Source organism: Actinoplanes italicus (assembly GCF_003001815.1).
Classification (GTDB): domain Bacteria; phylum Actinomycetota; class Actinomycetes; order Mycobacteriales; family Micromonosporaceae; genus Actinoplanes; species Actinoplanes italicus.
Genome location: NZ_PVMZ01000021.1, coordinates 68738 through 87517, shown reverse-complemented (window position 1 = coordinate 87517; position 18780 = coordinate 68738). Strand labels below are relative to the sequence as shown.

Below are 18780 nucleotides of genomic sequence, written 5' to 3'. Positions count from 1 at the left end.
ACGGTCACAGCCTGGGGTCCACCGGCTCGGACTCCGCGGCCAGGATCGCGAAGACCAGCTCGTGCACCCGCCAGGCCGGCGCGCCCTCGGCCAGCCGGTCCAGTGCCGCCAGGCCGAGCCCGTGCTCGCGCAGCGCGAGGGACCGCTTCCGGCCCAGGTTGCGCTGCCGGAGGCGTTCCAGCTGCTCAGGGCGGGTGTACTCGGGTCCGTAGATGATCCGCAGGTACTCCCGGCCCCGGCACTTCACCCCCGGCTGTACGAGTCGGCCCTTACCGTCGTTCACGGCGAGCCCGGCCCACGGCTTGACCACCATGCCCTCCCCGCCCGCGCCGGTCAGTGTCAGCCACCACTCGGTCGCGGCCGCCTCGGACGCCGGGTCGGCCAGGTCGACGATCACCCGGCGGGTCGGTGTGAAGAGCCGCGGGTCAGCCGCCACCAGGCGATCGGCCAGCCCGAGATGCCAGTCATGGTCTTTTTTCGCGTACGAGACGCCGGCTCCGGCCAGGATCGCGAAGGGTGCCAGTGTGACCCCGTCGAGTCCGTCCGTCGGCTTCACATAGGCCCGGTACGCCGCCGAGTACCCGGCGATCTCGGCCGACCGCAGTTCCAGACGGTCCCGGAGCTCGGCGACGTCGTGACCACGTGCGACCACCTGCTCCAGCACCGACAGCGCGGCCGGCACAGGGCGGCCCGGCCGGCTGCGCCAACCCCGGCGTAGTGGTCCCGGATCAGGCCGCCCGCTTTCGCCGACCAGGGCAGCAGCTCGGCGTCGAGGAGAAGCCAGTCGGTGTCGAGCTCGTCGAAGATCGGTGCGGCCGCGGCCCGGACCCCGGCCAGCAGCGGCTCGTCCAGCTCGGGACCGAAGAACGGCCGGCCGGTCCGGGTCCAGATCGCGTCTCCGGTGCCGGAGGCCGAGACCCGCACCACGGCGCGGGAACCCATGTGCTTCTCCTCGCACACCACCCGATCCACCCCGGCGGCCCGCAGGTCGGCGAAGGCGGACGACGGGTGCTCGAGGTAACCGTCCACCGTCGAGCTGGTGCACGGGGCCATCGTGGGCGGAAGCCAGACCAGCGTCTCCGGGGCGACGGCGAACCGGCCCATGACCTCCAGGGCGGCGGCCGCGTTCTCGGCGGGAACGGTCGTCCTCCCGTACCCGAAATCGATGTGTTTCCGTCCGATGACGTCCGCGATGTCCAGCCCCTCGTCGCTCCGCGCGGGTGTCGTGAACAGTGGCTTGACCGGGGCGTAGTACTCCTTCGCGGCCGGGACCGCGACCAGCTCCCGCGACGGCCACCGCAGTGCGGTCAGCGCGCCGCCGAAGACGCAGCCGGTGTCCAGGCAGATGGTGTTGTTGATCCACTCGGGGACCGGCGTGGGCACGTGGCCGTAGACGACCGCCGCGGAACCGCGGTACTCCCGGGCCCACGGGTGGCGGACCGGCAGGCCGTACTCGTCGGTCTCGCCGGTGGTCTCCCCGTAGAGCGCGAAGCTCCGCACGCGGCCCGAGGCCCGCCCGTGGTACGCCTCCTTGAGCCCCGCGTGCGCCACCACCAGGTTGCCGTTGTCGAGCACGTAGTGGCTGACCAGGCCGTCGATGAAGGTGCGCACCTCGGCGACGAAGGCCGGGTCTTCGGTGGCGAGCTGTTCCAGGGTTTCCGGCAGGCCATGGGTGAGCTGCACGTTGCGGCCGTTCAGCTTGCGGGCCAGCTTGTTCTCGTGGTTGCCCGGCACACAGATCGCGTGCCCGGCCGCCACCATGCCCATCACCAGGCGCAGTACACCCGGTGAGTCCGGTCCGCGGTCGACCAGGTCGCCGACGAAGACGGCCTTGCGAAGGTCCGGGTGCACGGCGTCCACCGGACGGCCCCGGTCGTCGCGCACCAGCTCCCAGCCCAGCTTGACGAGCAGCGCCTCCAGTTCGGCGCGGCAGCCGTGCACGTCACCGATGATGTCGAACGGCCCGTGCTCGTCCTTGCGGTCGTTGAAGAGCTTCTCGTACCGGATCTCGGCCGCCTCGATCTGCTCCGTTCCGCGCAGCACATGGATCTTGCGGAAGCCCTCCTTGGCCAGCTGGTTGAGGGATCGGCGCAGGTCACGGTGCATCCGGGTGAGGACCTGACGGCCGAAGGTACGGTCCTCGCGCGCCTGAGTGCGCTCCCAGGCCAGCGCCTCGGGAACGTCCAGCACAATCGCCACCGGGAGCACGTCGTGCTCGCGGGCCACCTTGACCAGCCCGGCCCGTGCGTGCGACTGCAGGTTGGTGGCGTCGACCACGGTGAGCCGGCCGGCGGCGAGCCGCTTGCCGGCCACGTAGTGCAGCACCTCGAAGGCGTCCGAGGAGGCCGACTGGTCGTTCTCGTCGTCGGCGACCAGACCCCGGAAGAAGTCCGAGGAGAGCACCTGGGTGGGCTTCCAATGCGTACGGGCGAAGGTCGACTTGCCGGAGCCGGAGATGCCGACCAGGGCGACGAGGGACAGCTCGGGAACGTCGATGATCATGCGGAAACCACCTTGAACAGGGCGAGCTGGGTCGGGGCGCCGGTGGTCTCGTGGGACTCTCCGACACTGCGGATCGTGACGGTGTAGCCGTACTGATCAGCGATTCGAGACGCCCAGTCCGCGAACTCGGCCCGGGTCCACTCGAAGCGGTGGTCCGAGTGACGCATCCCGGTCAGCCCTTCGTAATGCACGTTGTACTCGACGTTCGGCGTGGTCACGATGACGGCGCCGGGCTTGGCGTGTCCGAAGACGGCCGTCTCCAGGGCGGGCAGCCGGGGCAGGTCGACGTGCTCGATGACCTCCATGAGCACCGCCGCGTCGAACCCCCGCAGCCGGTCGTCACGGTAGGTGAGCGCGGTCTGGATCAGCCGGATCCGGTCCTTCTGCCGCTCCGGCAGCCGGTCCAGCTTCAGCTTGCGAGCGGCGACCTCCAGCGTGCGGGTGGCCACGTCGGCGCCGACGATCTCGGTGAACCTCAGGTCCTTGGCCAGCGTGGTCAGCAGGGCACCGCCGCCGCAGCCCAGGTCGAGCACGCGGGACGCGTTCACCTCGGCCAGGGCGGCCAGGACCGCGTCCCGGCGCTGCTCGGCCAGCGGGGCCCGGCGGGCCACCGGCAGCTCGGACTCCTCCTCGGTCACCGGCTGGTCGGCCTCCAGCAGCTGCAGGGCGGTGGTCGCCAGCGAGCGGCGATGCGCCAGATAGCGGCGGGCGATCAGCACTTTCTCCGGATGCCCGGCCAGCCAGCCCTCACCGGAGCGCAGCAGCTTCTCGATCTCGTCCGGGGCGACCCAGTAATGCTTCGCGTCGTCGAGCACCGGCAGCAGCACATAGAGGTGGTTGAGCGCGTCGGCGACGCGCAGTTCCCCGGTCAGCAGCACGTCGACGTAACGGCTGCCGCCGCCGATCTCCGGCTCGAACGGGATCGGGGTGGCCGTGACCGACCAGCCCAGCGGCTCGAAGAGGCGGGTGACCAGGTCCGGCGTGCCGCGTAGCACCGGCACCCGGATCTCCAGCGGAATCGGGACGGCGGCCAGGTCCGGCCGGTCCTTCGAGGCGCCGCGCAGGGCACTGCGGAAGACCTTCGCGAGTGCACTGGAGAGCAGGCTGGAGGCGGCGTACGGGCGGTCGTTCACGTACTGGCTCAACTCGAAGGCGTCCTTCTGCGCCCGCAGCAGTTGCGGGTCGACGTCCAGCAGCAGGGCGGCGGTGCAGCGGTCCTCGTCCGCCTCGGGATAGAGGACGTACGCGGTACCGGTGGGCATGCCGAACGAGTGCACCTTGCCGGGGTGCTTGACCAGCAGATAGCCCAGGTCGGTGGCGGGCCGGTGGGTGGTCGTCAGAGTGAGCAGCACCAGACGATCGTGTCAGCGGGACACGAATCCGGCGATCGATTTGCGCGGCACCGCAATGATTCCCCGGTCCGTACCCGTCGTAGGAGCGGAGGTGACCGTGACCTACGAGGAATTCGCCGACAGCCGGCTGAGCGCGCTGCTGCGGTATGCCGTCATGCTGACCGGCGACCCCGCCACCGCACAGGACCTGGTGCAGGAGACCATGGTGCGCGTCCAGCTGAACTGGCGGCGGGTGGCCCGCAGCGACTCGCCCGACGGCTACGTACGCAGGATTCTCACCAACCAGTTCATCGATCTGCGGCGCGGGTCATGGTGGCGGCGGGTGCTGCTGCGAGCCGATCCCGATCCGGCCGTCCCGGTCGCCTCCGACCACGCCGACGAGAGTGCCGAGCGCGACCGCATGTGGAGCCTGCTGGCCAAACTCCCGCGCCGCCAGCGGGCGGCCCTCGTCCTGCGCTACTACGAGGACCTGCCCGATCAGGCGATCGCCGACATCCTCGGCTGCCAGGTCGGCACGGTCCGCTCGGCCATCTCGCGAGGGCTCGGCACGCTCCGGGCGGAATTGGTGGTGACCCCATGAGCCGGATCGAGGAAGAACTCCGGGCGACGTTCGCGCGGCACGAGGCGAGCGCCCCGGCCGCCGGGCCGGTGCGGACAAAGATCGATTTCGCTTGGGTACGTGCGAAGCGCCGCCGTGCCTGGCGGAGGACGGCCGGGGTGGCCGCCGCGGTGGTGTTCGCCGGGGTGTCCGCACCGGTCGTGCTGAACGGGCTTCGGCACGGGGGACAGCCGGTGGACACGCCGGCGGCCACGACCCCGGCGGCGCAGGGCGGTCCGCTCGACGTGCTCCTGATCGGCAGCGACCATCGCACCCGTTGGGCGGCCGGCGATCAGCGGGCCGACACGGTGATGATCGTGCACCTGGGCGCCGACCGGAGACACGGCTATCTGATCAGCCTGCCGCGGGGCGGGGCGCTGGCCGACGGCGAGAGACTCAACGAGACCCTGATGCGCGGGACGGCCGCCACCCGGGACGCGGTGGAGAACCTGACCGGCATCGAGCTGGACGCGACCGTGACGGTCGACTTCCGGGCGCTGCGGGCGGTCAGCGCGGCGGTCGGTGACGTGACCATGTGCGTCCGGGAGGGCATCGTCGCGCACTCCGGGCGCAAGGCCATTCCGCCGGGCTGCCAGGACATCGGCCCGGACGAGGTGGAACCACTCCTGCGGGGGAGATGGCAGCTGCCGAACGGGTCGTACGACCGGGATCACAACAACCGTGCGTACTTCCGGGCGCTCGCCGGCGCGGTGATGGCCGACGGGGTCGGCCTGTCCGAGTTGGAAGCACTGCTGACCCGCGCGGGAAAGGGCTTGCAGATCGACGGGGACCGGCTCGCGCTGTTGCGGGTTGCCGCTTCGCTCGACGAGCCCCAGCTGATCGGCATCGGGGTCACCAAGCCCAGCGGGCCTGAGGGCGGTCAGAGCGAGGCGATCTATCCCGGCGTCGGGCCGAGCCTCTACTCGGCGATCCGGGATGACAGGGTGGCCGAGTGGGCGGCGGCGCACCCCGAATACGTGGACCGGTGGTGACGGCTCAGCGGTAGTCGTCGTCGAACTCGACGATCCGGTTCTGTTCGTGAGCGTCCCACTCGTTGGCCTCGCTCACGACGGGCCGGTCGTCGAAGTCCTCGTCCTGCCATCCGGGGACCGTGGTCGCCTGCTCTGCCGCGTCACCCTCGGGAGTCTCCAGGGCGATCTCGCGCATCGGGTACGTCATCCTCGGCCCCCTTCGTCCATCGCCGACTTTCTCTCATGGTGCGCGCTCGCCGGGCCGGATGCCGGGCAATCCGGGTTCCGCTGCGACGACCTCGGCGCCGTTCGTTGCGACCGGTCGAGGCGGCGCCACTGAGCGCGAACAGAACTCCGGCACCACTAGCAGCGATGTGCCCCGAAAGTACGAACATGCCCCGACAGCGAGTGTCCCGTATGAGCCTTGTGTCGGGATCGACTGGCTGATTTTGAGGCGGTTTCCACTACGCACCGCAACTGCGGAATACTTGCCTGCTGGAGGACAGCGCGGTCCTGCCCTCTGCTGACCGTGAAAATGAGCAAGGAGCAAATCCGATGCCTATCGCTTCTCCCGAGGTCTACGCCGAGATGATCGATCGCGCCAAGGCCGGCGCTTTCGCCTATCCGGCGATCAACGTGACGTCCTCGCAGACCCTCAACGCGGCCCTGCAGGGCTTCGCCGAGGCCGGCAGCGACGGCATCATCCAGATCTCCACCGGTGGCGCCGAGTACGTCTCGGGCCCGACGATCAAGGACAAGGTCGTCGGCGCCGTGGCGCTGGCAGAGTTCGCCCACCACGTGGCGAAGCAGTACCCGATCAACATCGCGCTGCACACCGACCACTGCCCGAAGAACCACCTCGACGGGTTCGTCCGGCCGCTGATCGACATCTCCGCCGAGCGCGTCGCCAAGGGTCAGGCGCCGCTCTTCCAGTCGCACATGTGGGACGGCTCGGCCGTGCCGCTCGACGAGAACCTGCAGATCGCCGAGGAGCTGCTGGCCAAGACCGCGGCTGCCAAGATCATCCTCGAGATCGAGGTCGGCGTCGTCGGTGGCGAGGAGGACGGCGTCTCCGCCGCGATCGACGACAAGCTCTACTCGACCGTCGAGGACGGCCTGGCCACCGCCGCCGCCCTGGGCCTCGGTGAGAAGGGCCGCTACCTGACCGCCCTCACCTTCGGCAACGTGCACGGCGTCTACAAGCCGGGCAACGTCAAGCTCCGTCCGGAGATCCTCAAGGAGATCCAGGACGCGATCGGCGCGAAGTACGGCAAGGAGAAGCCGCTCGACCTGGTCTTCCACGGCGGCTCCGGCTCGCTGCTGTCGGAGATCCACGGCGCCCTGGACTACGGCGTCGTGAAGATGAACATCGACACCGACACGCAGTACGCGTTCTCGCGCCCGGTCGCGGACCACTTCTTCCGCAACTACGACGGTGTGCTCAAGGTGGACGGCGAGGTCGGCAACAAGAAGGCCTACGACCCGCGCGCCTGGGGCAAGCTCGCCGAGAACGGTCTCGCCAAGCGGGTCGTCGAGGCCTCGCAGCACCTCCGCTCGGCCGGCACCTCGCTCGGCAAGTAATTACCCGATTCGCCGACAACGGCCGGTCCCCTTCGGAGGGACCGGCCGTTCTCGTGTTGCGGGGTGACGCAGAGGGATGGGTACGATCGACCGATCAAGATCGGCGGGACGGTGGTCGTGCTCGGAATCGAGGGCTGGAAACCCGAGTGGCATCACGATGCCGAAGCCCTCGCCGCGACCCATCGACACATGTTCGTGCGGCTCATCGGCCGGAAACTGCGATCAAGCCAGTTGATGTGGGACGTCGCTCAACGTGGCTGGTTCGCTGACGGACCGGTGATCCTCGACTTCGGACTGAGTCGCGTGGAGATCACCCACCGTAAGTTCGACGAGTGTGCGATCACCTGGGATCAGATCGACACGATGCTGCCGGTCGACCTCTACGAACACTTCGACTGGCGCTCGGACCCGCACGCCGCACTGCGTAAGGCCCGGGGCCGGTCGCTGCGGGCCGTCAACGTCATCGAGCGGACGACCTCGGCCGACTGGCGGCCCCGGGTGCTGCATGCCGTCGAGTTCCTCTTCGACGGCGCGCGCCTCGCCGTCTACAACGCGATGGACGAGAACGGCATCACCGACGTCCCCGAGGGTGACCTGCCCGCAGCGCACTGGCGCCGCGTGCACGTCGCCTGATCAGCGGCGGTCAGTAACTGCCGCCGCCGCCACCGTCACCGCCGCCGCCCCAGGAGGAGCCGCCGCTGTCGCCGCCGCCCCAGGAGGAGCCGCCGCTGTCTCCGCCACTCCACCAGCCGCCGCCCCCGCTGTCGTTCGACGACGACGAGTTGTCATCCGAGGAGCCGCTGCTGCCGTCGACGTAGTAGGGGTAGCCCATGCCGCTGTGCGACCGGGAGCGGCGCCGCGACGAGCCGCCACGCAGGGAACGGTTGATCATCTTGGCCACGAGCCATACCGCGACCAGCAAGATGAGGACGATGAAGACCACGGTGAGATCCATGGCTGCAGTGTGCGGTAGCCGCGCCACTACAGCTACCGATCAGTAGCTGCTGCTGCCGCTGTCGGTGCTCCCGCTCGAAGAGCTGCCGCTGTCACTGGTCGAGGAACCGCCGTTGTCACCGCTCCACGAACCGCCGCCGTCGCTGCTGCCGCTGTCGCCCCACGAGCCGCCGTTGTCCCCGCTCCACGACGAGCCGTCACCGCTGGACGACGAGCCGCTGGACGACGAGTCGTCGTGCCACGTGCTGCCGGTGGAACCGTGGTGATGAGGGGAGTGCAAACCGGTGGCCGGCCAGGAGTTGCCGTACTGCCTGCGGGCGTCCCGGACCTGGAGGTAGGCGGCGCGGGCGTTTCGCCGGGCGATCCGCACAGCGGCCACCACGGCGAACACCGCGATCAGAATGCCCAGACCCGCTGGGACGAACAGCAACATCTCCATGGCCAGCAGTCTGCGACAACCACGCCATCACCGGGAGAGGGCGGCCATGGCTTCGTCCAGAGAGTCGGTGACGACGATCAGATGGGACTGGTCACCATGGGGCGAACGGGCCAGCAGCGGCCCGAGCAGGTCGGCGACCGGCAGCTTCGACCAGTGCTCGACGCCGAGGAACACATACGCCCCGGACGGCCCGTCGGTGGCGTAGAACGTCTTCGTCGCGGCCTGGAAGATCTCCTGCACGGTCCCGGCCCAGCCCGGCGCGAAGACGATCCCGCCACGGGCCAGCCGTAGGATCGAGTCCTCCCGCACCGCGTTGGAGAAGTACTTGCCGATCTGACCTGCGAAAAGATTGGCCGGCTCGTGGCCGTACAACCAGGTGGGCAGTGCCAGACCGCCGTGCCGCAGCCGCCCCGCCACGTCGAGTTCCGGCAGTGGATGCGCCCGGCGCACCGCCAGTGCCGCCGCCGTGTACGGCTCATGGTCCATGAACTGCGGAGACACCGCGAGCCGGTCGATCGCGGCGGCCAGCTCGGACTCCTCCGACGAGGCGAAGTAGGCGCCCAGGTTGGCCGCCTCCATCACGCCCGGCCCACCGCCGGTGACGATCAGACGACCGGCCCCGGCCAGGCGACGGGCCAGGGCGGCGGCCATCCGGTACGGCTCCGAGCCGCGTGGCGCCGCATGCCCGCCCATGATCCCGATCGCGCCGCCCGGCCCGTTCGCGTGCGCCCACTCGTTGAGCGCCTTGCCGAGCGCGTTGTCGATCCCAGCGTCGTGGAGCCGCTGGGCGAGCGCCTCCCGGATGTCCGGGACCGCGCCACCGTGCGCCACGAAGTGGTCGTAGACAACGGTGTCGTACATGCCGGAGAAGCCGTGCTCGGCGAAACCGGCGGACAGGTCCTCCGGGGTGTAGAGCAGGGCCGGATGGGTCGGGTACGGCCGTCCGTCGAACGGCGGGATGACGTGGGCACCACGCCGGATCAGGTCGATCTCCACCTCCTCACCGGCCAGATGACAGCCGACGAACATGGTGTCGCGTACGTCCACCCCGCTCAGGTCGGGTGGTTCACGGTCCAGACGGAGGCCGAGCACACAGAGACCGGCCAGGGTGTTCTTGGCCAGGTGCACCTCGAGTTCGGCTCGGGTCTCGATCTCGTCGGCGGTCGCGTCGAAGGGCGCGTCGCCGCCCAGAACTGGTTGCAGCGGATCGGGCATGTCGTCCATCTTGCTCGTACCGAGCACGTCGTTGACGACGAACCTAGAGTTGTCCGCATGCGTGCTGCCACGGGTTCACTTTTCGGTCTCGCCTACGGGGATTCGCTCGGAAAACCGACCGAGTTCCAGGAGTACGCGACGATCGTGGCCAGGTACGGTCCCGGCGGCCCACGGCAGCTGGTCGGTGAGCCGGCACTGGTGACCGACGACACTCAGATGGCGCTCGCGGTCGGTGAGGCGCTGCTCGAGGCCCATGCCATCACCCCGGACGAACTCGAGCCGGTGTTGCGGCGGCGATTCCTGGAGTGGGCCGCCAGCCCCGAGAACGACCGGGCGCCCGGCATGACCTGCCTGCGGGCGATCGGCAACCTGGCCGACGGCCGGCCGTGGACCCGGGCCACCCAGTCCGACTCGAAGGGCTGCGGGGCGAACATGCGGGTCACCCCCGTCGGCCTGATTCCGGGGCTGACCGACGACCAGCGGGCCGGGGCGGCGCAGTTCCAGGCTGCCCTGACGCACGGGCATCCGACCGGACTGGCGGCGAGCGAGCTCACCGCGTACGCCGTCCTCTGGCTCCGTGGCGGCCTCGCGCCGTCGGACCTGCTCGCGGCGCTGCGGGACCGCTGCGCCGAGCAGCGCAAGGTCTACCGCGGCGACTGGCTCGGTGAGCTGTGGCAGCGTCCCGCGGTGAGCTCGCCGGAGGAGTTCATCGCCCGCGGCTGGGACGAGTGCGCGGCCGCGCTGGACCGGGTGGAGGAGGCACTGGCCGGCGGCGACCACACCGGTGACCCCTGTCTGCGTACCGGCGCCGGATGGATCGCCGAGGAGGCGCTGGCCACCGCGCTCTACGTCTACCTGATCTCGCCGGACGAGCCGGTCGCGGTCGTCGGCCGGGGCGCGGCCTCGTCCGGCGACTCCGATTCGATAGCCTGCCTGGCCGGAGCCTTCGCGGGCGCGGCTCTCGGCCTGTCCGCCTGGCCGGCCGAATGGCAGACCCAGATCGAGTACGCGGACCGGCTCTTCCGCCTCGGAGCGGCCTGGGACTGAATATTCACCTCGCGAAACGCGACCACGACGGAATGATCGCGGCCCGGCCGGGTTGAATGAGGGCATGCAGAACCTCCTTCCCGAGCCGCCGGCCACCCGACTGCCCGCCGACGCCGAGGCCGACAAGGCCCTGGCCGAAGCCGCCGCCACGGGCTCCGAGCAGGCCTTCAAGGCGGTCGCCGCCAGATTCCCCTCCTACAGCGCCGCCTGGGCGCCCCTGGCCGCTGCGGCGCTGGCCGCCGACGAGCCGGTCACCGCGTACGCGTACGCCCGCACCGGATACCACCGAGGGCTCGACGCGCTGCGCCGCAACGGCTGGAAGGGGCACGGCCCGGTGCCCTGGTCCCACGAGCCGAACCAGGGTTTCCTGCGCTGCCTGCACGCGCTGTCGCAGGCCGCCGCCTCGATCGGCGAGGCGGACGAGGCGGCCCGGTGCGCCCAGTTCCTGCGTGACAGCGACCCGGCCGCTGCCGACGCCCTGACGTAGCCCAAGCCCGATCTTGTGAGGTTGCGGCTGCCATCGAGGCGCAACCTCACAAGATCTGTGAACAGGCGCCTCTCAGAGGCCGTCGGCCACGGCAGCCGCGATCTTGAGCCAGGCGTCCTTGGTTTGGCCCGAGAGCTCGCCGTAGCGAATCGGCTCACCCGAGTCGATCAAGCGCTCGTAGGGAGCCACCAGCACCGCCCGGGTTCGGGCCGCGAAGTGCTGCTGGATCCAGTCGAGGTCGATGTCCTTGCGGGTCGGCGGCATGGTGACGACAGTCACAGCCTGGCGGACGAGCCGTCGGCGTCCGCCCTGTTCCAGGTGGTCCAGCATTCGGGCGGCGGTCTCGGCCGAGTCGTTACGGGCCGACATCGTGATCACCAGCTGGTCGGTGGCATCCATCGAAGCCTGCCAGTTCTCCGCGCGGACGTTGTTCCCGGTGTCCACGAAGATCAGCTTGTAGAACCGGCTCACCACGTCACGGATCTCGGCGAACGAGTTCGCGGTCAGCATCTCGCCGGCCGTCGCCGACTCGTCCGACGCGAGCACGTCGAACATGCCCTCGCCCTGGGCACGCACATACTGCGAGAGGTCACCGACCCGCCCCTGCGCGCCCTGGAAGAGATGCAGATCACGCATCATGTCCCGGACCGTGCGGGCGTGGAAATCCTGCTGGGCACGCATGCCCAGGGTTCCCTGCGTCTCGTTGTTGTCCCAGGCCAGCACATACCCGCCGCGCTTCTGCCCGAACGTCATGGCCAGCAGTAGCACGGCCACGGTCTTCCCGGCGCCACCCTTCGGGTTCACCACGGTGACCTGCCGCAACCCACCGAAGTTGCGGCGGACCATCTCCACGTCCTGTTTGTACTCCAGCTCACGCTGTCCCGGAGCCAGCTTGACCAGGCCGAACATGCCCTTCTGGAGCATCGCCCGCGCACCCATGGTGGCGGACTGCTGCGCCGGACGAGCCAGCCGCCGGCGTGCGAACTCCTCAGCCGTCGGAGTGGCCTCGGCGATCCAGTTCAGCTCCTGGAAGGGGTCCGCCTCAGCAGGCCGCGGAGCATCCTCGACCGGCGGAAACGACTCGGCCGGGGCTGACGACTCGACCGGCCGGAACGATTCGACAGGGGTGGGCGGATACGGATTCGGCAGCCCTGGCGTCGCCTCATGGACGGCCGGTTGCGGGGGTTGCCGCAACTCCGGCGCGACGGGTGCGTCGGTCCGGGTCTCAGCCGCGGGTCGCGGCGGTTCCGGTGCATGCAAAGGCTGCTGCGGTACGGGGGAAGCGTGCCCAGCCGGCCACGAGTCCGGCGTCGGGCGCGCCGCAACGGGCTGCGAAGTGACCGAAGGCCCCGGCTGCGGCACGACCGGCTGGGCCGGCTGCGAAGAACCCGAAGGCGGCGGCTGGCGAGAAAGCGAAGGGACCGCCGGCGCCGGCTGCGGCACGACCGGCCGGGTCGCCGGCGGCGTGGCCGCGTCCCGCGATGCCGGGACCGCCGGGACTTCCGGTCGGCCAGGCGGCTGCGACCAGGGCGTCACCGTGTGTCCCTCAGCGGGAACGGCCGTATCCGGGCGTTCGGCGACCGGCACCCGCGGCACCGGCACGTGCACGCCAGGTGGCAGGGGCGGACCGTCGGCCGGCCGGAACACCCCCGGCTCGACCTGGACCATCCCGATCGGTGGCGTCCGATCGGCCAGTGGCACGGCACGGCCGTGCACCGGCGTCTCGGGCTCGTCCGCCCAGAACGGCTCGACGTCCCGGGCGGGCGGAGCGGGCTCGGCTCCCGGGACATAGACACGGTCGGCGTTCTCGTCCGCCACGGATGAGACCTCCGGTATCACGAAATCTTGACTGAAGTGCCCGTCCAGAGTTGCACGGCCGTCAGATTCTGTCGCGTACGGTCCCGTGCGGCAGTGGCCCGGGAAGTGTCCCGTACATACGTTTGTTCAACCCGGCACGACTCGTGAGACCCGACATAGGACGAGAAACCCGGAGAAACGGAATCGACCCCGGCTCCATCGGGAACCAGGGTCGATCTCGGAGAACGGCGTCAGCTCGCGTAGACCGCCCAGGCGCCCGCCTCGGTCCACCACGACCGCTTGCGGCTGGTGGAACCGGCCACCCCGTCGTCGAGGAACTGAAGATCACCCCCACGCGGGAGTACGGAGACCGCACGGCCCCGGGTGCGGCGCACCTCCACCCGTACCCGCGTGTTCTTGAAAAGCTTCTTGACCACGACAGGAACCGCCACCGCGACCTCGACCCGGCCGTCGGTGGGGTCGCCGTCGGCGAGCAGCCGCAGACCGTCGAACTCGGCGTAACCGGCGCTGTTGCCGATCACGCAGGCCAGCACCGGCTCCTCGCCGTCGGTCAGCACGGCGTCGTCGACCTCCACCCGGCCCCGCCACGGCACGGCCCGGCCGTTGTCGTCCGAGCCGCCGAGCAGCGCCCCGTCGAGCGTCACCGAGCCGCCGTCGTTGCGGAGCAGGTCCAGTCGGCGGACCGTGCCGTTCAGCACGGCCGCGGCCACCTCGGCGGGTGTCCGCGGAAGGCCGAGCTGAGCCGCCAGATCCTCGGTGTTGCCCGGGTCGAGCGGCAGGATCGCGATCGGCGGCAGGTCCGGAACGGTCCGCTGCGCGGGCAGATCCTCCGGGCGCTTGCTGGGCGGCGGCGCATAGCGGCGCACCAGGCGGCGCATCACGGCACGCAGCTGCCCGTCGGTCGCGCTGGCCACCACGAGGCGCAGCTTGGTGTCCGCATCGGGCCAGGTCAAACCGTCCGGCCGGGCCGGACCGTCGAACCGGGCCAGCACCTCGTCGATCTCGGCGTCCGAGCCGGCCAGCACGGTCTCCACCCCGGCCCCGGCCTCCCGCAGCGCGTCCGCGCAGGCGAGCACCGGGGTCCGCGGGGTGGCGCAGACGGCGTTGCAGCCGCCGCAGCCCGAACCGCAGCCGTCACCTTCACCCGAGCCTTCGGCCAGGCTGAGCAGTACGACGTCGAACATCAGACCCCGCCGAGCACCGAGTGCCGCTCGATGACCGCCTCGCGGCCGGGGCCGACGCCGACGATCGAGATCCGGGCGCCGATCCGGGCCTCGACGAACTCGACGAAGTCCTGAGCCTCCTGCGGGAGGTCCTCGAACTTGCGGCAGCCGGAGATGTCCTGCTTCCAGCCGGGCAGGGTCTCGAAGATCGGGACCGCGTGGTGGAAGTCGGTCTGGTTGACCGGCATCTCGTCGTGACGGACCCCGTTGACCTCGTAGGCGACACAGACCGGGATCTCGTCGAGCCCGTCGTAGTTGTCCAGCTTGGTCATGGCGAAGTCGGTGACCCCGTTGATCCGCTGCGCGTACCGGCCGATCACCAGGTCCAGCCAGCCGATCCGCCGCGGGCGGCCGGTGGTGGTGCCGTACTCGTGACCGACCTCACGCAGGTAGTCGCCGAACTTGTCGTGCAGCTCGGTCGGGAAGGGGCCCTCGCCGACCCGGGTGGTGAACGCCTTGAGCACTGCGACCACCCGGTCAATCCGGGTCGGCGGGATGCCGGAGCCCGTACAGGCGCCGCCAGACGTCGCATTCGAGCTGGTCACGAACGGGTAGGTGCCGTGGTCCACGTCGAGCAGAGTGGCCTGGCCGGCCTCACAGAGCACGACCTTGCCGCCGTCGATGGCCTGGGAGAGCTCCAGCGCGGTGTCCGCCACGTACGGCCGCAGCCGCTCGACGTACGACAGAAGCTCCTGAACGACGTCGTCGACCTTCGCACCGGTCCGGTTGTAGATCTTCGACAGCACCTGGTTCTTGAAACCGAGGGCCGCCGTGACCTTCTGCCGCAGGATCGACTCGTCGAAGAGGTCCTGCACGCGGATGCCGACCCGGTTCATCTTGTCGGCGTAGGTGGGGCCGATGCCGCGGCCGGTCGTGCCGATCCGGCGCGAGCCGAGGAACCGCTCGGTGACCTTGTCGAGCGTGCGGTTGTACGAGGCGATGACGTGCGCATTCGCGCTGATCCGCAGACGGGACGTGTCGATGCCGCGGGCCTCGAGCCCGTCGATCTCCTGGAACAGCACGTTGAGGTCGACGACGACACCGTTGCCGATCACCGGTACGACCCCCGGGGAGAGGATTCCGCTCGGGAGGAGGTGGAGCGCGTACTTCTCACCGTCGATGACGACGGTGTGGCCCGCGTTGTTGCCACCGTTGAACTTGACCACGTAGTCGAGCCGGTCACCCAGCAGATCCGTGGCCTTACCCTTGCCCTCGTCGCCCCACTGGGCGCCGACCAACACGATCACCGGCACTTTTAGATATGCCTTTCCCCAAGGTCGTACCTGGAGGAGCCCGGGTACTGCCGAAGTTTACGCGACGGCCACCTAGGTAGGATGGGCCGTCGTGCGCGTACTTCTGATCGGCTCCGGTGGGCGCGAGCACGCGCTTGCCGTCGGCCTCTCCGCCGACCCGTCCGTCGACTTCCTGGCCGCAGCCCCGGGCAACCCGGGCATCGCCCAGCATGCCGAGCTCCATGAAGTGAAAGCCACCGACCCCGCCGCGGTCGCCGCGCTCGCCGTCGAGCTGAGCGCGGACCTCGTCGTGATCGGCCCGGAGGCCCCGCTGGTGGCGGGTGTCGCCGACGCCGTGCGGGCCAAGGGCATCGCCTGCTTCGGGCCCAGCGCTGCCGCGGCCCGGCTGGAGGGCTCGAAGGCGTTCGCCAACGAGGTGATGGCCGCTGCCGGGGTCCCGACCGCCCGCTCGTTCGACTGCTCCTCCGTTGCCGAGGCCAAGACTGCCCTCGAGGAGCTCGGCACGCCGTACGTGGTGAAGAACGACGGCCTGGCCGCAGGCAAGGGCGTGATCGTGACCGACGACCTCGAAGAGGCCCTGATCCACGCCGAGGCGTGCGGCAAGGTCGTCATCGAGGAGTTCCTGCCCGGCCCCGAGGTCTCCCTCTTCGTGGTCACCGACGGCACCGCGGTCGCGCCGCTGATGCCCGCGCAGGACTTCAAGCGCCTGCTCGACGGCGACGAGGGCCCGAACACCGGCGGCATGGGCGCCTACGCCCCGCTCGACTGGGCTCCGGCCGACCTCACCGAGCGTGTGCTCCGCGAGACCGTCGAGCCGACCCTCGCCGAGATGCGCAAGCGGGGCACCCCGTTCACCGGCCTGCTCTACGTCGGGCTCGCGCTCACCCCGGACGGCCCGAAGGTGATCGAGTTCAACGCCCGCTTCGGCGACCCGGAGACCCAGGTGGTGCTCGCCCTGCTCGAGACGCCGCTGGCCGGCCTGCTGAACGCGGCCGCCACCGGCACGCTCGCCGAGCACGGGCCGCTGAGCTGGAAGTCCGGCTCGGCCATCACCGTCGTCGTGGCCAGTCACAACTACCCGGGCGTGCCCCGGACCGGCGACGTGATCGAGGGTGCCGAACGGCCCGGCGTCATCCACGCCGGTACCGCCCGCAACGCCGACGGCGCGCTGGTCTCGGCCGGCGGCCGGGTGCTCAGCGTGACCGCGACCGGAGCCGACCTGGCGGGCGCCCGCGAGGCCGCCTACGCCCTGGTCGACGGGATCCGGCTCGACGGCGCCCAGTTCCGCACGGACATCGCCCTGCGCGCCGTCGAGGGGCGCATCACGCTGTGACGAGAGCCGGCCGCGAGGCGTCCCGCAGCAGCGTGACGGAGAGCCACAGGACGCCCGCGGACCCGGCGACCAGCCCGCCCAGATAGGCCCACTCCGGGACGGACGTGCGCAGCGCGGCCGTGCACAGCCCGACGACGTACAGCGCGAGCGCGCCGCGGGGCAGCACACCGGCACGCCACGACGCGACACCGAACAGCAGCACCCCGACCATGAAGATCAAGGCCACCACCAGGAAGTACGGCCGTCCCGGCCCGGTGAGCACGGCCTCCCGGGCCGCCGCGTCCAGATACTGCAGGACCGCGTGGGTGAGGAACTCGATCGCGAAGAGCCCGCTCAGGCCCAGGTGATTGAGCACGAACCCGGCCAGGCCGAGCCGGCCCGTCTCCCGCCTCTGGCACAGGTACAGCGCTGTCAGCGTGAGCAGCAGCATCGCCGTGGCGGGCGGGGCCAGAGCGTGGGTGAAGGCGTTCTCCGGTATCAGGCCGGCCCGGCGGGCGACAGCGACCAGGGTGAGGACGCCGCCGGCCAGCCCGGCCAGGGCGGCGAGACGGTAGAGGGATCTATCGGACACGGTACGGCTCCTTGGTTCCGGCTTCGATGCCGGAAACGTTGGCCGGGCCACCCTCGGCGGGGACAGTGCCGCGCGGCGCATCTTCGCCGGACAGTGACGTCCGAACGGCACATGACCTGTGGCCAGACATCGACGGCAGCGGTGGTCCGGCCAGGTCGGCGTCACCTAGCGTGGCGTCATGGCTGTTGATGCTCCGCCACTGCGCTGGATGGCCTCGCTCCTCTACATCGCAGTGATGCTCACCGGGATCTACTACGTCGGCGCCGGACTGGCCCCCGACTGGTCGGGCCGTGAGCTCGCGATCTTCCTCGCCGGGCTGGCCGCGCTGCTGGTCGTCGAACAGGTGGACTGGCGGCGGCCGCGGTCCCGGAACTGGGCGGCATCCCTGCTGCTGGTCCGGATGGTGCTGCTGGAGGTGGTGCACTCCGCCGACGGCGCGGGATTCTCCCGGGCCCTCTACGTGCTGGTGCCGTTCTTCGCGTACCTCTACCTGGGTCGAGCCGCCGGAATCAGCCTGGCGGCCGTCTACGTCGTCGCGGCCCTGATCCGGGCCAGCGCGGTCACCGGTGGGAAGCCCGATCCGGAGGTCGTCTCCGACCTGTTCATGCTCTTCATCGGGCTGGCACTGACGGTGGCCACCGCGTCGATCGCTACCGAACAGCGGCGCAGCCGGTTGCAGGCGGAACGCCTGGTCGAGGAGCTGACCGCGACACAGCAGCGGGTCGCCGAGCTGAGCGCCGCAAGCGAGCGCAACCGCCTGGCCCGCGACATCCACGACAGCGTCGGCCACCATCTGACCGCCATCAGTGTGCAGCTCGCGAAGGCCGAGGCGTTCCGCGAGCGGGACCCGTCGACAGCCGACCGTGCGGTCGCCGACGCGCGCCGGACCGCCGGACGTGCCCTACGGGAGGTACGCGAGTCCGTCGGCGCCCTCCGAGCCGAGCCGTTCTCCCTGGCCGCAGCCCTGTACGCGCTGGTCGAAGGCCTGGACGACCCGGACTTCCGGGTGGTCCTCGACGTCGACGGCCCGGACGTGCCCGGCCGCGCCGGCCCGGAGGCGCTGTACCGGGTCGCCCAGGAGGCACTGACCAACGCCCGCCGGCACGCCGACGCGGGCCTGGTCCGGGTGGCGTTCCGCAACGCCGGGGACGACGCGGTGCTCGAGGTGGAGGACGACGGCCGCGGTTTCGAGCCGGACGCCACCTCCGGCGGCGGCCTGTCCGGGATGCGTGAGCGCCTGGCAGCCTTGGGCGGGACCGTGCGGGTCGAATCGAGTCCCGGCCAGGGCACGCGGATCACGGCAAGCGTCCCGGCGGCGGCCCGGTGAGCGGCGGGTTTCTGGCCGTGGTTCGGTGCGCGGCGGGGTTCTGGCGGCGGCCCGGTGGGTGGCGGGGTTCCGGCGGCGGTTCGGTGGGTGGCGGGGTTCCGGCGGTGAC

The 18780-nt window shown here is 70.5% G+C and carries 17 protein-coding genes and 1 pseudogene; 8 read left to right on the top strand and 10 right to left on the bottom strand.

Annotation, left to right across the window (positions count from 1 at the left end):
• Positions 1-4 precede the first annotated feature (4 nt).
• A pseudogene (locus CLV67_RS38655) lies at positions 5-2502 on the bottom strand (polynucleotide kinase-phosphatase).
• On the bottom strand, positions 2499-3854 hold the full coding sequence (locus tag CLV67_RS38650) for a 3' terminal RNA ribose 2'-O-methyltransferase Hen1 (protein WP_106327689.1): 1356 nt from the start codon (positions 3852-3854) through the stop codon (positions 2499-2501). Before CLV67_RS38650 ends, CLV67_RS38655 begins: the two are co-directional and overlap by 4 nt.
• Before the next feature lie 91 nt (positions 3855-3945).
• Here CLV67_RS38650 and CLV67_RS38645 point away from each other — a divergent pair, with 91 nt between their 5' ends.
• Positions 3946-4434, top strand: coding sequence for a SigE family RNA polymerase sigma factor (locus tag CLV67_RS38645; protein ID WP_307833877.1), 489 nt, complete (start codon positions 3946-3948; stop codon positions 4432-4434).
• A complete protein-coding gene (locus tag CLV67_RS38640; RefSeq protein ID WP_106327687.1) occupies positions 4431-5444 on the top strand; it encodes an LCP family protein in 1014 nt (337 codons plus the stop codon). The genes CLV67_RS38645 and CLV67_RS38640 overlap by 4 nt, the downstream gene beginning before the upstream one ends.
• 4 nt (positions 5445-5448) lie before the next feature.
• Here the strand turns inward: CLV67_RS38640 and CLV67_RS38635 are convergent, their stop codons facing one another.
• Positions 5449-5631, bottom strand: a complete 183-nt coding sequence (locus tag CLV67_RS38635; protein ID WP_106327685.1) for a hypothetical protein — start codon at positions 5629-5631, stop codon at positions 5449-5451.
• Between the two features lie 347 nt (positions 5632-5978).
• Between CLV67_RS38635 and fbaA the strand changes: the two genes are divergently transcribed.
• Positions 5979-7004, top strand: a complete 1026-nt coding sequence (gene fbaA, locus CLV67_RS38630) for a class II fructose-bisphosphate aldolase (protein WP_106327683.1) — start codon at positions 5979-5981, stop codon at positions 7002-7004.
• A 117-nt stretch (positions 7005-7121) separates the two neighbouring features.
• Entirely contained in the window at positions 7122-7637 is a 516-nt protein-coding gene (locus tag CLV67_RS38625) for a hypothetical protein (protein ID WP_106327915.1), read from the top strand.
• Positions 7638-7647: 10 nt separating this feature from the next.
• On the opposite strand, the gene CLV67_RS52880 is transcribed toward CLV67_RS38625, so the two are convergent.
• The 3 genes from CLV67_RS52880 to CLV67_RS38610 are packed head-to-tail and all read right to left on the bottom strand — an operon-like array spanning position 7648 to position 9612.
• On the bottom strand, positions 7648-7959 hold the full coding sequence (locus CLV67_RS52880) for a hypothetical protein (protein ID WP_203737251.1): 312 nt from the start codon (positions 7957-7959) through the stop codon (positions 7648-7650).
• Between the two features lie 39 nt (positions 7960-7998).
• Positions 7999-8397: a hypothetical protein gene (locus tag CLV67_RS38615; RefSeq protein WP_106327681.1), complete on the bottom strand. Its 399-nt coding sequence runs from the start codon at positions 8395-8397 to the stop codon at positions 7999-8001.
• 27 nt (positions 8398-8424) lie between these two features.
• The gene (locus CLV67_RS38610; RefSeq protein ID WP_106327913.1) at positions 8425-9612 is read right to left on the bottom strand and encodes an SLOG cluster 4 domain-containing protein; all 1188 of its coding nucleotides are present in this window, start codon (positions 9610-9612) and stop codon (positions 8425-8427) included.
• Between the two features lie 57 nt (positions 9613-9669).
• Here CLV67_RS38610 and CLV67_RS38605 point away from each other — a divergent pair, with 57 nt between their 5' ends.
• Complete coding sequence (locus CLV67_RS38605; RefSeq protein ID WP_106327679.1) at positions 9670-10659, top strand: ADP-ribosylglycohydrolase family protein; 990 nt, start codon at positions 9670-9672, stop codon at positions 10657-10659.
• Positions 10660-10723: 64 nt separating this feature from the next.
• A complete protein-coding gene (locus CLV67_RS38600) occupies positions 10724-11146 on the top strand; it encodes a DUF3151 domain-containing protein (RefSeq protein WP_106327677.1) in 423 nt (140 codons plus the stop codon).
• A gap of 72 nt (positions 11147-11218) precedes the next feature.
• On the opposite strand, the gene CLV67_RS38595 is transcribed toward CLV67_RS38600, so the two are convergent.
• The 3 genes from CLV67_RS38595 to CLV67_RS38585 form a co-directional block, all read right to left on the bottom strand.
• Positions 11219-12964, bottom strand: coding sequence for a MinD/ParA family ATP-binding protein (locus CLV67_RS38595; RefSeq protein ID WP_106327675.1), 1746 nt, complete (start codon positions 12962-12964; stop codon positions 11219-11221).
• Between the two features lie 230 nt (positions 12965-13194).
• Positions 13195-14148 (bottom strand): diacylglycerol kinase family protein, encoded by a 954-nt coding sequence (locus CLV67_RS38590; RefSeq protein WP_106327673.1) that lies wholly within the window; start codon positions 14146-14148, stop codon positions 13195-13197.
• Positions 14148-15440 (bottom strand): adenylosuccinate synthase, encoded by a 1293-nt coding sequence (locus tag CLV67_RS38585; protein ID WP_106327671.1) that lies wholly within the window; start codon positions 15438-15440, stop codon positions 14148-14150. The genes CLV67_RS38590 and CLV67_RS38585 overlap by 1 nt, the downstream gene beginning before the upstream one ends.
• Before the next feature lie 91 nt (positions 15441-15531).
• On the opposite strand from CLV67_RS38585, the gene purD reads away from it, so the two are divergent.
• Positions 15532-16773: a phosphoribosylamine--glycine ligase gene (gene purD, locus CLV67_RS38580; protein WP_106327669.1), complete on the top strand. Its 1242-nt coding sequence runs from the start codon at positions 15532-15534 to the stop codon at positions 16771-16773.
• On the opposite strand, the gene CLV67_RS38575 is transcribed toward purD, so the two are convergent.
• Positions 16763-17344: a hypothetical protein gene (locus CLV67_RS38575; RefSeq protein ID WP_106327667.1), complete on the bottom strand. Its 582-nt coding sequence runs from the start codon at positions 17342-17344 to the stop codon at positions 16763-16765. The two genes, purD and CLV67_RS38575, sit on opposite strands and share 11 nt — an antisense overlap.
• 178 nt (positions 17345-17522) lie before the next feature.
• Between CLV67_RS38575 and CLV67_RS38570 the strand changes: the two genes are divergently transcribed.
• Entirely contained in the window at positions 17523-18671 is a 1149-nt protein-coding gene (locus tag CLV67_RS38570; protein WP_106327665.1) for a sensor histidine kinase, read from the top strand.
• Positions 18672-18780: the final 109 nt, after the last annotated feature.

Bases quoted from the DNA above. Each gene is read 5' to 3' on its own strand.
- CLV67_RS38640 (WP_106327687.1), top strand. From the start codon at position 4,431: ATGAGCCGGATCGAGGAAGAACTCCGGGCGACGTTCGCGCGGCACGAG.
- CLV67_RS38635 (WP_106327685.1), bottom strand. From the start codon at position 5,631: ATGACGTACCCGATGCGCGAGATCGCCCTGGAGACTCCCGAGGGTGAC.
- fbaA (WP_106327683.1), top strand. From the start codon at position 5,979: ATGCCTATCGCTTCTCCCGAGGTCTACGCCGAGATGATCGATCGCGCC.
- CLV67_RS52880 (WP_203737251.1), bottom strand. From the start codon at position 7,959: ATGGATCTCACCGTGGTCTTCATCGTCCTCATCTTGCTGGTCGCGGTA.
- CLV67_RS38615 (WP_106327681.1), bottom strand. From the start codon at position 8,397: ATGGAGATGTTGCTGTTCGTCCCAGCGGGTCTGGGCATTCTGATCGCG.
- CLV67_RS38610 (WP_106327913.1), bottom strand. From the start codon at position 9,612: ATGCCCGATCCGCTGCAACCAGTTCTGGGCGGCGACGCGCCCTTCGAC.
- CLV67_RS38605 (WP_106327679.1), top strand. From the start codon at position 9,670: ATGCGTGCTGCCACGGGTTCACTTTTCGGTCTCGCCTACGGGGATTCG.
- CLV67_RS38600 (WP_106327677.1), top strand. From the start codon at position 10,724: ATGCAGAACCTCCTTCCCGAGCCGCCGGCCACCCGACTGCCCGCCGAC.
- CLV67_RS38590 (WP_106327673.1), bottom strand. From the start codon at position 14,148: ATGTTCGACGTCGTACTGCTCAGCCTGGCCGAAGGCTCGGGTGAAGGT.
- CLV67_RS38570 (WP_106327665.1), top strand. From the start codon at position 17,523: ATGGCTGTTGATGCTCCGCCACTGCGCTGGATGGCCTCGCTCCTCTAC.